At 71.5% G+C, this 12,061-nt stretch carries 11 protein-coding genes and 2 pseudogenes; 7 read left to right on the plus strand and 6 right to left on the minus strand.

The annotated features are described in order from the left end of the window. Window positions 1-138 precede the first annotated feature (138 nt). Window positions 139-600: an SRPBCC family protein gene (locus ACZ6ZQ_RS30575; RefSeq protein ID WP_469771758.1), complete on the minus strand. Its 462-nt coding sequence runs from the start codon at window positions 598-600 to the stop codon at window positions 139-141. A gap of 36 nt (window positions 601-636) precedes the next feature. Continuing rightward, window positions 637-1,947 carry a type III PLP-dependent enzyme domain-containing protein gene (locus tag ACZ6ZQ_RS30580; RefSeq protein WP_469771759.1) on the minus strand — a complete coding sequence of 437 codons (1,311 nt, stop codon included), beginning with the start codon at window positions 1,945-1,947 and terminating at the stop codon, window positions 637-639. 105 nt (window positions 1,948-2,052) lie between these two features. On the opposite strand from ACZ6ZQ_RS30580, the gene hutU reads away from it, so the two are divergent. From hutU to ACZ6ZQ_RS30600, 4 genes are all read left to right on the plus strand, one after another. Then, complete coding sequence (gene hutU, locus ACZ6ZQ_RS30585) at window positions 2,053-3,735, plus strand: urocanate hydratase (RefSeq protein ID WP_469771760.1); 1,683 nt, start codon at window positions 2,053-2,055, stop codon at window positions 3,733-3,735. Then, window positions 3,732-4,943, plus strand: a complete 1,212-nt coding sequence (locus ACZ6ZQ_RS30590; RefSeq protein ID WP_469771761.1) for an allantoate amidohydrolase — start codon at window positions 3,732-3,734, stop codon at window positions 4,941-4,943. The genes hutU and ACZ6ZQ_RS30590 overlap by 4 nt, the downstream gene beginning before the upstream one ends. Continuing rightward, complete coding sequence (locus tag ACZ6ZQ_RS30595; protein ID WP_469771762.1) at window positions 4,934-6,286, plus strand: formimidoylglutamate deiminase; 1,353 nt, start codon at window positions 4,934-4,936, stop codon at window positions 6,284-6,286. The genes ACZ6ZQ_RS30590 and ACZ6ZQ_RS30595 overlap by 10 nt, the downstream gene beginning before the upstream one ends. A gap of 182 nt (window positions 6,287-6,468) precedes the next feature. Beyond that, window positions 6,469-6,954 carry a hypothetical protein gene (locus ACZ6ZQ_RS30600; RefSeq protein ID WP_469771763.1) on the plus strand — a complete coding sequence of 162 codons (486 nt, stop codon included), beginning with the start codon at window positions 6,469-6,471 and terminating at the stop codon, window positions 6,952-6,954. 53 nt (window positions 6,955-7,007) lie between these two features. Here ACZ6ZQ_RS30600 and ACZ6ZQ_RS30605 read toward each other — a convergent pair. Both ACZ6ZQ_RS30605 and ACZ6ZQ_RS30610 read right to left on the minus strand, forming a co-directional pair. Next, window positions 7,008-7,211 (minus strand): annotated as a pseudogene (locus tag ACZ6ZQ_RS30605) (hypothetical protein); the annotation flags it as partial. Then, window positions 7,127-8,041: pseudogene (locus ACZ6ZQ_RS30610) on the minus strand (hypothetical protein). The pseudogenes ACZ6ZQ_RS30605 and ACZ6ZQ_RS30610, both read right to left, overlap by 85 nt. A gap of 471 nt (window positions 8,042-8,512) precedes the next feature. On the opposite strand from ACZ6ZQ_RS30610, the gene ACZ6ZQ_RS30615 reads away from it, so the two are divergent. Further along, window positions 8,513-8,851, plus strand: coding sequence for a DUF6247 family protein (locus ACZ6ZQ_RS30615; protein ID WP_469771764.1), 339 nt, complete (start codon window positions 8,513-8,515; stop codon window positions 8,849-8,851). 53 nt (window positions 8,852-8,904) lie between these two features. Here ACZ6ZQ_RS30615 and ACZ6ZQ_RS30620 read toward each other — a convergent pair whose 3' ends face one another. Then, window positions 8,905-9,438, minus strand: a complete 534-nt coding sequence (locus ACZ6ZQ_RS30620; RefSeq protein WP_469771765.1) for an ATP-binding protein — start codon at window positions 9,436-9,438, stop codon at window positions 8,905-8,907. A 163-nt stretch (window positions 9,439-9,601) separates the two neighbouring features. Between ACZ6ZQ_RS30620 and ACZ6ZQ_RS30625 the strand changes: the two genes are divergently transcribed. Both ACZ6ZQ_RS30625 and ACZ6ZQ_RS30630 read left to right on the plus strand, forming a co-directional pair. Further along, entirely contained in the window at window positions 9,602-10,468 is an 867-nt protein-coding gene (locus tag ACZ6ZQ_RS30625) for a helix-turn-helix domain-containing protein (protein ID WP_469771766.1), read from the plus strand. After that, window positions 10,465-10,776 (plus strand): DUF397 domain-containing protein, encoded by a 312-nt coding sequence (locus ACZ6ZQ_RS30630; RefSeq protein WP_469771767.1) that lies wholly within the window; start codon window positions 10,465-10,467, stop codon window positions 10,774-10,776. The genes ACZ6ZQ_RS30625 and ACZ6ZQ_RS30630 overlap by 4 nt, the downstream gene beginning before the upstream one ends. Here ACZ6ZQ_RS30630 and ACZ6ZQ_RS30635 read toward each other — a convergent pair. Beyond that, window positions 10,677-12,035 (minus strand): hypothetical protein, encoded by a 1,359-nt coding sequence (locus ACZ6ZQ_RS30635; protein ID WP_469771768.1) that lies wholly within the window; start codon window positions 12,033-12,035, stop codon window positions 10,677-10,679. The genes ACZ6ZQ_RS30630 and ACZ6ZQ_RS30635 overlap by 100 nt on opposite strands. Window positions 12,036-12,061: the final 26 nt, after the last annotated feature.

The raw sequence follows: 12,061 nt of genomic DNA on the forward strand, positions 1-12,061 counted from the left end.
GTACGAGGATGGTCCTCCGCCTTGCGATCGCACGCACCAGACGCCGCGGGCCCCGCCCTCCGGGCGGACGGCGCTACTTTCGCAACACGCCCTAGGGCCTGTCCGGGGATCGTGCCGGGCCCGATCCCTGGCCAGGGCCTAGCCGCGGCCCTCCACCGCCGCGGCGACGTCGGCGAGATCCCGCTCGATCGCCTTGGCCACGGCCCGCTCACCCAGGCGGCCGAACACCTTGGCGAGAAGCCCCGCCACGCCTCCCGGCGGCACGGCCGAGAACGTCATCCGGACGGTCGTCGTCTCCGGGCCGTCGGCCCGCAGCGCGAACGCGGACACATAGTGGGCGCCATGGCTGTCGGCCTCCGCCACATAGCGCTCCGGCGGCTCGCTCACCGTCACGTACATCTCCTCGGTGGCCTCCTTGCCCAGCATCCGCCGGGTCTCACGCCACCGCGTGCCGACACCGAACCCGCCCTCCGTGAGCACCTCGACCTTCTGCACACCGCTGAGCACGTGCTCCGCGCCCTTGAGGTCCGTCAGGGCCTCCCAGACCCGCCAAGAGGACGCGGCGATCCGGCGCTCGACGACGACACTTCTGCTGGCCATGGATCCATGGAACCACCGGGGTACGACGGCCGCCCGCTACAGCAGCGCGTCCGCCAGGGCGCCCCCGGACTCGGCGACGATCTCGTCCACGGTCTGCGCTGCCCGCACGGTCACGAAGCGCACCCCGTCCGGGCCGGCGTGGAATCCGTGGATGCCGGGCCGGGCGAGGCTGTTGTACGCGTAGTGGTTGCTGAAGTAGTACGCGCCGGTGTCCAGGACCGCCACCACATCGCCCTGCTCCAGCCGCGGCAGCGCCCGGCCGGCGGCGAGCAGATCGCCCGCGAAGCAGGCCGGCCCGGCGATGTCCTGGACGACGGCGGGACCGGTCCTGGGCAAGCCCTTCGCGTCGTACGCGGCGATCCGCAGCGGCCACGACTCGGGGTCGTAGACGGTACGGGTGGCGATCTGGACGCCCGCGTGGGTCACGGCGATGGGCCGGGCGCCCGCGCTCTTGGCGTACTCGACGCGGGTGAGGACCGTGCCGTGCTTGGCGAGCAGCGCGCGGCCGAACTCGGTGACCAGTCCGTACCGCCCGTCGAACAGCCCGGGCACCTCGTCACGCAGCAGCCGGGCGTACGCGGCGAAGGTGGGGGTCTCCTCGTCGGACGCGAAGTTGACCGGCAGCCCGCCGCCGATGTCGATCGTGTCGATCTGCCGGCGCCCGGCGGCCGCGTTGATCTCCTCGGCGAGGTCGTACGCGGCCCGTACGCCCCGTGTCATCAGCTGAAGGGTCAGCCCCTGCGAGCCGGAGTGGGTGTGCAGCCGGGTCAGCCAGGGGCGGTCGGCATACGCGCGTACGACCCAGGCGCGGGCGCCCTCGTCGCGCAGCGCCACCCCGAACTTCGACGTCGCCGTGGCGGTCGACAGCGCTCCGATGGCGCCCGCGCCGATCTGGGCGTTGACCCGCAGGCCGAGCGGTGACCGGGTGGGACCGGACCTGACGAGGGTGTCGATCCGGTCGAGCTCCTGCGGGTTGTCGGCGTTGACGGCGATCCCGAGGTCGAGGGCCTCGCGCAGCTCGGCGGGGGTCTTGGCGGGGGAGTCGAGGACGATCCGGTCGGGCCGCATCCCGGCGGCGCGGACCAGGGCCAGCTCGCCGGGGCTGGCGACCTCCGCGCCGATGCCCTCCGAGTCCAGCAGCCGCAGCACGGGCACCAGCGGGGCGGCCTTCACGGCGAAGGCATGCAGGACAGGGGCGGTGGTGATCTCCTGGAAGGCGGCCTTGAGGGCGGCGGCGGAGGCGCGGATGCCGGCGATGTCGAGGAGGGCGGTGACGGGCTCGGCCTCCGTGAGGAGACCTTGCTCTACGGCCGCGCGTACGGCCTGATCGCGACGGTCTGAAGCCATGGACGCCAGTCAATCACCCGTCTTCGCACCGTCGCCCTGTTGACTGAAATTATTCAGGGCGCCAGGATGTGAATAGATGATTCAACTTCGCGAGGAGGCATCGGCATGTCTGGACCCCGCCCCGTACGGGCACCGCGTGGCACGGAACTGAGCGCCCTTGGATGGCAGCAGGAAGCCGCGCTGCGCATGCTCCAGAACAACCTCGACCCGGAGGTCGCCGAGCATCCCGACAAGCTCGTCGTCTACGGCGGCACCGGCAAGGCGGCCCGCGACTGGCGCTCCTTCGACGCGATGGTGCGCACGCTGCGGACGCTGAAGCAGGACGAGACGATGCTCGTCCAGTCCGGCCGCCCGGTCGGCGTCATGCAGACCCACGAGTGGGCGCCACGCGTGCTCATCGCCAACTCGAACCTGGTCGGCGACTGGGCGAACTGGGAGGAGTTCCGCCGCCTGGAGGCCCTCGGTCTCACGATGTACGGCCAGATGACCGCCGGTTCCTGGATCTACATCGGTACGCAGGGAATCCTGCAGGGCACCTACGAGACCTTCGCGGCGGTCGCGGCCAAGCTGCATTCAATGGGTAAAGGGGTCGACGGGACACTGGCCGGGACGATCACGCTGACCGCCGGTCTGGGCGGAATGGGCGGCGCCCAGCCGCTCGCCGTCACCATGAACGACGGCGTCGCGATCTGTATCGACTGCGACCCGCGCGCGATCGAGCGCCGTATCGAGCACCGGTACCTGGACGTGCGGGCCGACAGCCTGGAGCACGCCCTCCAGCTCGCCACCGAGGCCCGTGACCAGCGCAAGCCGCTCTCCATCGGCCTGCTCGGCAACGCCGCCGAACTGCTCCCGCGGATGCTCGCCGAGGGCGCCCCGATCGACATCGTGACGGACCAGACCTCCGCCCACGACCCGCTGTCGTACCTCCCGCTCGGCGTCGACTTCGACGACATGGCGTCGTACGCGGCGAAGGACCCGGCCGGGTTCACCACCCGGGCCCGCGAGTCGATGGCGAAGCACGTCGAGGCCATGGTCGGCTTCATGGACGCCGGTGCCGAGGTCTTCGACTACGGGAACTCGATCCGCGGCGAGGCCCAGCTGGCCGGCTACGACCGGGCGTTCGCGTTCCCCGGCTTCGTCCCCGCGTACATCCGTCCGCTGTTCTGCGAGGGCAAGGGCCCGTTCCGCTGGGCGGCGCTCTCGGGTGACGCGTCGGACATCGCGAAGACCGACCGCGCGATCCTGGACCTCTTCCCGGAGAACGAGTCCCTGGCCCGCTGGATCAAGATGGCCGGCGAGCGCGTCCACTTCCAGGGCCTTCCCGCCCGTATCTGCTGGCTGGGCTACGGCGAGCGGGACCGTGCGGGTGAGCGCTTCAACGACATGGTCGCCAGTGGCGAGCTGCAGGCTCCGCTCGCCATCGGCCGCGACCATCTCGACTGCGGTTCGGTGGCCTCCCCGTACCGCGAGACCGAGGCGATGCTCGACGGCTCCGACGCGATCGCCGACTGGCCACTGCTGAACGCGATGGTCAACGTGGCGTCCGGAGCGTCGTGGGTGTCGATCCACCACGGCGGCGGCGTGGGGATGGGCCGCTCGATCCACGCGGGCCAGGTGACGGTGGCGGACGGCACGAAGCTGGCGGGCGAGAAGATCCGGCGGGTGCTGACGAACGACCCCGGGATGGGTGTCATCCGGCATGTCGACGCCGGGTACGACATCGCGGAGTCGGTCTCCGAGGCCAAGGGCGTCCGCGTCCCGATGCGTGAGGACGGCTCTGCGTGAGCGAGTCCTTCCACGCCATGTGGCGGTCGCTGCGGCCCGTCGGCCGCAGCGACGCCTCCGGCGGCTACCGCCGCTACGCCTGGACCGGCGCCGACGCCGACTGCCGGCTCTGGTTCCGGATGCAGGCCGAGGCCCGCCGGCTGAACTACGAGGTCGACCGCAACGGCAACCAGTGGGCCTGGCTCGGCGACCCGGAGGCCGGCGACGCGGTCGTCACCGGCTCGCACCTCGACTCGGTGCCCGACGGCGGGGCCTTCGACGGCCCTCTCGGGGTCGTGTCCGCGTTCGCCGCGCTCGACGAACTCCGCTCCCGGGGCGTGCAGTTCACGCGCCCACTCGCGATCACCAACTTCGGTGACGAGGAGGGCGCCCGCTTCGGTCTCGCCTGCGTCGGCTCCCGGCTCACCGCCGGACAGCTGACCAAGGAGAAGGCATACGAGCTCCGCGACGCCGAGGGCGTCAGCCTCCCGCAGGCCATGGAGGCCGCCGGGTACGACCCGGACGCCATAGGCCCGGACCCCGAGCGACTCGGCCGTATCGGCGCGTTCGTCGAGCTGCACGTCGAGCAGGGCCGGGCCCTGGACCTGACGGGGAACGCCGTCGGCATCGCGAGTGCCATCTGGCCGCACGGCCGCTGGCGGTTCGACTTCCGCGGCGAGGCCAACCACGCCGGCACCACCCGCCTCGTCGACCGCCGCGACCCGATGCTGACGTACGCGGAGACCGTCCTCGCCGCCCGCCGCGAGGCGGAACTCGCCGGCGCCGTCGCCACGTTCGGCAAGATCTCCGTCGAACCGAACGGCGTCAACGCCATCCCGTCCCTCGTCCGCGGCTGGCTCGACTCGCGCGCCGCCGACCAGGCCGCCCTCGACACGGTCGTCGCCGCGATCGAGCAGGCCGCGAAGGACCGCGCCCAGCGCGACGGCGTCGACCTGACGGTCGTACGGGAGTCGTTCACGCCCGTCGTCGAGTTCGGCCACGCCCTGCGGGACGAGATCGGCGCCCTGCTCGGCGGGCGGGCCCCGCTGCTCGGCACGGGCGCGGGACACGACGCGGGAATCCTGTCCGGGTCCATCCCGACCGCCATGCTGTTCGTACGGAACCCGACAGGCGTCTCGCACTCCCCGGCCGAGTACGCGGGCGAGGACGACTGCGTCGCCGGGGTTCTCGCGCTCGCCGACGTACTGGAGGGTCTCGCGTGCAGGTAACGACGTACTGGCTGGAACACGCCTGGCTCGGCACGCATGTCGAGCCGGGCGTGGCGCTCGACGTGCGCGACGGCCGGATCGCGGCGGTCCGGACCGGGGTGGAGACCCCGGAGCCGGGTGCCGAAGTGCTGCGCGGCCTCACGCTCCCCGGCCTCGCGAACGCCCACTCGCACGCTTTCCACCGGGCCCTGCGCGGGCTCGTCCAGGTCGGCTCGGGGACCTTCTGGACCTGGCGCGAGTTCATGTACCAGGTCGCGTCGCGGCTGACGCCGGACTCGTACCACGCGCTGGCGCGCGCCGTGTACGCGGAGATGGCGCTGGCCGGGATCACGGCGGTGGGCGAGTTCCACTACGTGCACCACGCGCCCGGGGGTGGCCGCTACGCCGACCCGAACGCGATGGGTGAGGCGCTGATCGCGGCGGCGGCGGACGCGGGGATCCGGATCACGCTGCTCGACACGGCGTACCTGTCGTCCGCCATCAAGAACAAGCACAGCGGAGAGCCCCCGAACCCGCACCAGCTCCGCTTCTCGGACGGCACGGCGGAAGCCTGGGCCGAGCGCGTGTCACTGCTCAAGGAGCGGGACGGGGTCCGCATCGGCGCGGCGATCCACTCCGTACGGGCCGTACCGGCGGCGCAGCTGGCGGCGGTGGCCTCGTGGGCGTCCTCCCGGAACGCCCCCCTCCATGTCCATCTCTCCGAGCAGACGGCGGAGAACGACGCCTGCCTCGCGGCGCACGGCTGCACCCCCACGCGGCTGCTGGCGGACCACGGCGTGCTCGGCCCGCGTACCACGGGCGTCCACAACACCCACCTGACGGACGAGGACATCGCCCTGATCGGCGGGAGCGGGACCGGCACGTGCATGTGCCCGACGACCGAGCGGGACCTGGCCGACGGCATCGGGCCGGCGGTCGCGCTCCAGGGCGCGGGCTCCCCGCTCTCACTGGGCAGCGACAGCCACGCGGTGATCGACCTCCTGGAGGAGGCACGCGCGATGGAGCTCAACGAACGCCTGCGCTCGCGGACCCGCGGCCACTGGACGGCGGCGGCCCTGCTGCGCGCCGCGTCGGCGGACGGCCACGCCGCGCTGGGCTGGGACGACGCGGGCCGCCTGGAGGCGGGCGCGCTCGCCGACTTCACCACCGTCGCGCTGGACTCGGTCCGGACGGCGGGGCCGGCGCCGAGGCTGGGGGCGGAGACGGCGGTGTTCGCGGCGACAGCGGCGGACGTACGGCACACGGTGGTGGCCGGGCGGCATGTGGTCCGCGACGGCGCCCACGCCCTGGTGCCGGACGTGCCGTCCGCGCTGGCGGAGGCGATCGGGGCGCTGCGGGGCTGAGCGGGTGTGCGACTTGGCGGCTTCGACCGTCCCCGCCAAGTCGCCACTCCCAAGGGGCATTACCTCCACGCCGCCAAGATCGTTGGGGAGTCCGCACAGGCAAATCTGCCCAGTTTGAGAGGACTTCCCCCATGTCAACCCTCCGGATTCGGCGTCTCACCCGGCGTGCAACAGGACTGACCATGGCCGCACTTGCCGCCGCCCTCACTCAGGTCACCCCGGCGTCCGCCGCCGGGACGGCACCGGCCGCGGGCACGTACTGCACGCCGTGGGAGGGGCATTACGGCGCCGAGAAGTGGACGTACGCCGATGTCCGCGTGTGTCTTGTCGTCGATGCCACGCACAACGCCCAGGTCCGTGCCGAGACCGACAGGAACACCTACTACTGGGGCGGCGCCTGGTACAACGCCAGCAGCAACTACCCGGCCAACTGGCGCGCGAACGGCACGGTGAGCAATGCGAACGGGTTTGTGTTCGACTACGACACGTCCGTGGTCAAGCAGCAGTCCCGTTCAGGCTCGGCGAACTCCCTTACCACCGCCGGCATGTCCGAGTGCGGCACGTATTCCGTCAGCATGAAGTTCGTCCAGAACGGGGCGTACTGGACGGACAGCAAGTCCATCGACTCGGGGCAGCGCAGCTACGAGATCGTGGTCCCCTGCGCCTGAACCGGCGCTCCACGCACTGCTGCCGCCCGCGTCGAGGGGCGGTGGCGGTACGTGACGATGCCTTCCTTGGTGATCTCGAACTTGCCAGGCAGCGAGTCGTCCATGGACTGAACGGAATCCCGCATCGCCCGGTAGCGAGAGGGGTCCCGCCATGCGTCGTCCGCGGCAACAGTCATGGCGCGCGTTCCTCGTCTGTGGCCGCGGGGCGGCAGTCGCGACACTGGCCCGGCTCCGGGGCACGGAAGGCACGGTCGCAGGTCTCGCAGGTCTGGAGCGGATCGGGGCGGGGTGATGCCGGGCTCGTCGGCAGCGGCGGGGGCAGGAGCGCGGTGAGGCGGTGAGCCAGGAAGCCGGCCGGGTGGTGCAGGGGCTCGGGTGGCAGGCCGGTGGTCAGGGCGCGGCGTACGGCGTCGGGGTGCGTGCCCCGTTCGAGCCAGGCTGCGACGGCGGGTGCGAGCCGCTTGACGTCCCGCTCGGCCAGCGTCAGGCGCGGCTCATGCGTGCGCAGGCCGGCGAGCAGGTCGGCGGCCGTGCGGTGCAGCGCCGGGGTGTGCGCCGTAGGCGCGGGAAGCGGGGGCTGGAGCGGGCGCGCGGACGCGGGCGCCGACGATGGCGAGGGCTGAGTCCGAGCCGGTGCGGGCGGTGCGGCGGGCGCCTTCGGGGCCGGTTCCGGGCTGATGACGTGGGCGGCCTCGGACGCTGCCTCACGGGCGCGGCGGGAGGCGGTGGCGGCCGGGTTGTTGAACGCGTACGTGACCGTGGTTTACGTGCCGTCGTCGAGTCGTTCCCGCCTCCGTTCGAGGTAGCCGTGCTTCTCCAGCTCATGGAGCGCTGCGGCGAAGCGGTCGCGGCCCTCCGGGAACCTCCCCGTCAGCGAGCGGATGTCCACGGGAGAGCCGTCCCGCAGGGACTGGATGTGGACGGCGAGCCCGATCGCCAGGCAGGACAGCCCGCGATGCTGGGCGAGGTGGTTGCCCACGATCGTGAAGCCGGACTCGTGGGGATCGGTCACCTGCCGCACACCGCGGCGCGATGGGCGAACCGGCTTCTGGGCGCGCGGGGGCGCGTTAAGCTGCGTGACAGCCATCGGGAAGGTCTCGCTTCCTGGGTGGTGAGGCCCTCGTTCGGGATGCCCGTCCCGGCCGGGGGCCGTTGCATGTGCCGTGGCATATGCGGGAGTTGTCGTTGCCGACCCTGCCCTGAAAATCTCGCCGGAATCCAGCGCTCCGGGTCAGGATCACCCACGCGAGTGACCCGGTGGGTTGAGGTCACCGCGGTGGGGTGAGGCGGGTCATTTCCCTCTGGTTCTTTGGTCTTTGGCGCCTGTGCCTTCGGCGTCCGAGCCGCCGGTACACGGGTTTCCGGGCTTCGGTGCGGCGAAGCCCGATTGCGGGTTCACTCGGGCCCTACGACGTCGATCTCGGCCATATGGTCTTGCAGGGCACGGGCCCGGAGCGAACACTGCAGCGGTCGCTCAGCGTATCGGCGAGCAGCAACCGCATCCCGCTCCGTGGCCGACGCCGCCTGACCGAGCCACTTCCCCTCCCAGGAGCCCGACATGACCGCGCAGCCCGCTGAGCCGACCGGCGAACCGCTCATCCGCATGCCCGCGAAGACCCCAGCAGCTCTGCGTGGTGCCGTCGCGCGACTCGACCCTGATGCCCTCCCGCGCTTCGATGCCGACTGGGCCGCCGCCATGGACCGGGCCCGTGATGAATACAGCCTTCTCCCTGGACGTCATTTCACTGAGCATTGGTGGGCCTGGGTCGCCGTTACACGCTGGCCCGCCCGCGCCGGTCGACTCCGCGAGTGTGAACACATCGTCGCCACCTCTGACGACCGCGCCGCCCGACGTGCCGCCGCCGCCGAGATCGGCCGCATCCTTGCCGCCGCGTGAGTGACTGAACCCAGGAGTACCTGCACGTCGCACAGCGAATCGCCGTGCTGCGATCAGCCGAGTGGCGCTGAGAGCCTGTAGGGCTGGACGGCTCCGCGAGCCCCGTCGGAGGATGCCGAGCTTGAGTGTTCGACCTCGTCGTCATGGAACGAGCGGCCGGAGGCGACGTGAAGGTCGATCTCCGCCCACACCGTCTTGCACGGCACCGGGCCGGAACGGATACCCCAGCGGTCGGCGAGCGTCTCCACGAGGAGCAGGCCGCGGCCCGACTCACGGTCGGGTGCGGATGGTTGAAGGACGGGCAGGCGGTCACCGCGTGTGTCCGTCACCTCGATACGGAGAGTGCCGGGCGTCGCCGCCAGCCTCAGGCGGAAATCGCGGCCGGAGACACGGCCGTGCAGCGCGGCGTTGGCGGCCAGTTCGGCGATGACGTGGACGGCCGCGTCCGAGGTCACGCCGGTCACGCCCCAGGAGCGCAGCTGCTCGGCGGCGAGGAGGCGGGCGAGGCGGGCGCCGCGGCGGGTGGAGGAGAGCCTGATGCTGAACTGCGCCGAGGTGGCGAGAGGTTGACTGATCCGCTGGTTCATGTCACTCAGCGTGGCCAGGTGTGCTTACGCTGAACAGTGATGCAGCCCATACGTACCGTGACTGTCTCGGTGTTGTCCGGTCTTGTCCCGGCTGTATTGCGTGACGGGTGGGTACGGCGGGCGTTGGACACGGTCAGCGCGTCAAGGGCGGGTGGGGTGCGGGATGGACGGTGTGACGACGGATGCGACCGGCGGGGTGGACGAGCCCGGCTGGGACGTCGATCCGGACGACGAGATCGCGCCGGTGGTGGAGATGGCGGGCGGCCAGCTCCGGCTCTGGCGGGAGAGCGCGGGGCTGCGGGTCGCGGAGTTCGGGCAGCGAATCGGCTACAGCGAGGACCTGATCCGCAAGGTGGAGCGCGGGGCGCGGATTCCCCGGCCGGAGTATCTGGAGACGGTGGACCAGGTGCTGGGCGCGGGCGGGAAGATCACCGCGATGAAGAAGATGCTGGCGGAGGCGCGGTACCCGAAGAAGGTGCGGGAGCTGGCGAAGCTGGAGGCGAAGGCGGTCGAAATCGGGGCGTACGACAGCCAGAGCACCCACGGCTTACTTCAGACGAGGGAGTACGCGCGGGCGCTGTTCGAGATGCGACGGCCTGCGTACTCGCCGCACGAGGTGGAGCGGATGGTGGAGGCGCGGATGGCCCGGCAGTCGATCTTCGAGCGGTTGCCAGCCCCCGAGCTGACCTTTGTCCAGGAAGAGGTGACGCTTCGCCGCCCGATCGGGGGCAGAATGGTGCTCCGCCAACAGCTCGAACGCCTCTTGGAGGTGGGTCAGTTGCGGTACGTCGAGATCCAGGTGATGCCGACCGACCGCGAGGAGCATGCCGGAATCGACGGTGCGATCAAGTTGCTGAAGTTCGCGGACGGGTCGGCGGTAGGGCGCTCCGAGGGCGTGTTCAACGGTCGCCCGGTATCCGATCCGAGGCAGCTTCGTATCCTTGAGCTGCGGTATGGATCAATCCGGGCTCAGGCTCTCACGCCGCGGGAGTCGCTGGCCTTCATCGAGCAAGTGCTGGGAGAGACATGACCCTCAAGCCCTCTGCCGGGGACAGTTTCCGCCTGGAGTGGTTCAAGAGCAGCTACAGCGACAGCGGTAGCGAGGGGGACTGCGTCGAGGTCGCCTGGATCAAGAGCAGCTTCAGTGACAGCAGCGAAGGTGACGACTGTGTCGAGGTCGCCTCCAGCCCCTCCTGCCCCACCATCCACGTCCGCGATTCCAAGAACCCCCACGGCCCTCAGCTCACCTTCGGTCCCACCGCCTGGTCCGGCTTCCTGCCGTACGCCTCCGAAGCCCCCGAAGCCCCCGAAGCCCCCGAAGCGCGCCACGCCCGATAGCGCCGCACCAGCGCCCGCACCCACGGCGCCGCGCCCAGTACGACCAGCACCGACAGCAGCGGCAGCCGCCACCACCACGAGAGGCTCGCCGGTGGCGGGGTCGGCGCGTCCGCAACCCACGGGCGCGCGGTCTTCGACCACGCCAGGAACGCGTCGCCGATCGGTATCAGCCCGAAGGCGTACCGCTTCGTCCACGGGGTGTCGACCGGCACGCCCAGCAGCTCGCTGAAGTTCGTCAGCCCTTCCGCCAGCGCGGCGTCGCCGTGCACCTGGGCCGCGCCCGCGGTGACCACGGAGGCCGACAGGCTGATGCCAAGCGGCAGCGGGCCGGAGTCGACGTCGGCCGGGCCGTCCATGCCGTCCGGGTATTCCCGTACGGCGGGTCCGAGGCCGAGGGGCGAGTCGACGTACCGCTCGCGGAAGCCCAGGTACTGCTCACGGGCGAAGGTGGGGTCGATGTCGACGAGGAAGCGCTGGATCATGCTCTGCGAGGTGGCCCTGGCCACCTCGGCCGGGGCGCCGCTGTCCGGGTCGACGCGATGCGGGAGCAGTCCCGTACGGGGGTCGAGCCGTTCGCGTACGCCCCGGAGCCAGCGGTCGGCCGTTCCGGCGAACCGGGGCGGCAGCAGCCTGTCGTGCAGCCGCAGCGACGCCATCGCCACCGTGGAGTCCACCGGCCACGCCTGGCCCGGATACGCGGCCAGATACGGCGTCTTCGAGGCCGACGCGTCGAACGCCGCACCGAGCGCGGCCGAGTCGTCCGCGAACCGGCGTACCTCGGCCGGGTCGCGGTGCGCGGCCGGTTGCAGGCTGAGCACCCCGCCGCGCAGCCAGTTGGACCAGCCGCGGTAGAAGACGCCGTACGACGGGACGAGGTCCGCGCTGAACGGGGCGCGGCCGGACGGCGAGTCCAGCCGCTCCAGCGCCCACCGCGCCTCCCGCAGCGCCTCGGACCGTTCCCCGGCCGGTGCGCGCATGCCGATCTCGACCCAGGTCAGGCCGTACAGCGCATGCAGGAAGAAGTAGCCCTCCGGGAACATCCCCTGCGCCTCGTCGGCGGCGCCCTCGTCCAGGGCCGCCCGTAGGAAGGTCAACTGTCGTTGGACGCCTGGGGGTTCATCGCTCGCCGTAGCGGCGGTGGCGGGAGCGATCAGGCGCACGACTCCCACCAGCGCGCAGAGGCTGACGGCACAGGCGAGGATCCGGCGCGACCATCGCAGGGCCTGACGCAGACGTACTGCCGATCGCGGTCCTGGCATGCGCCCGACCCTACATCCGCACGTCC

It is taken from the genome of Streptomyces sp. NPDC053673 (assembly GCF_055585225.1).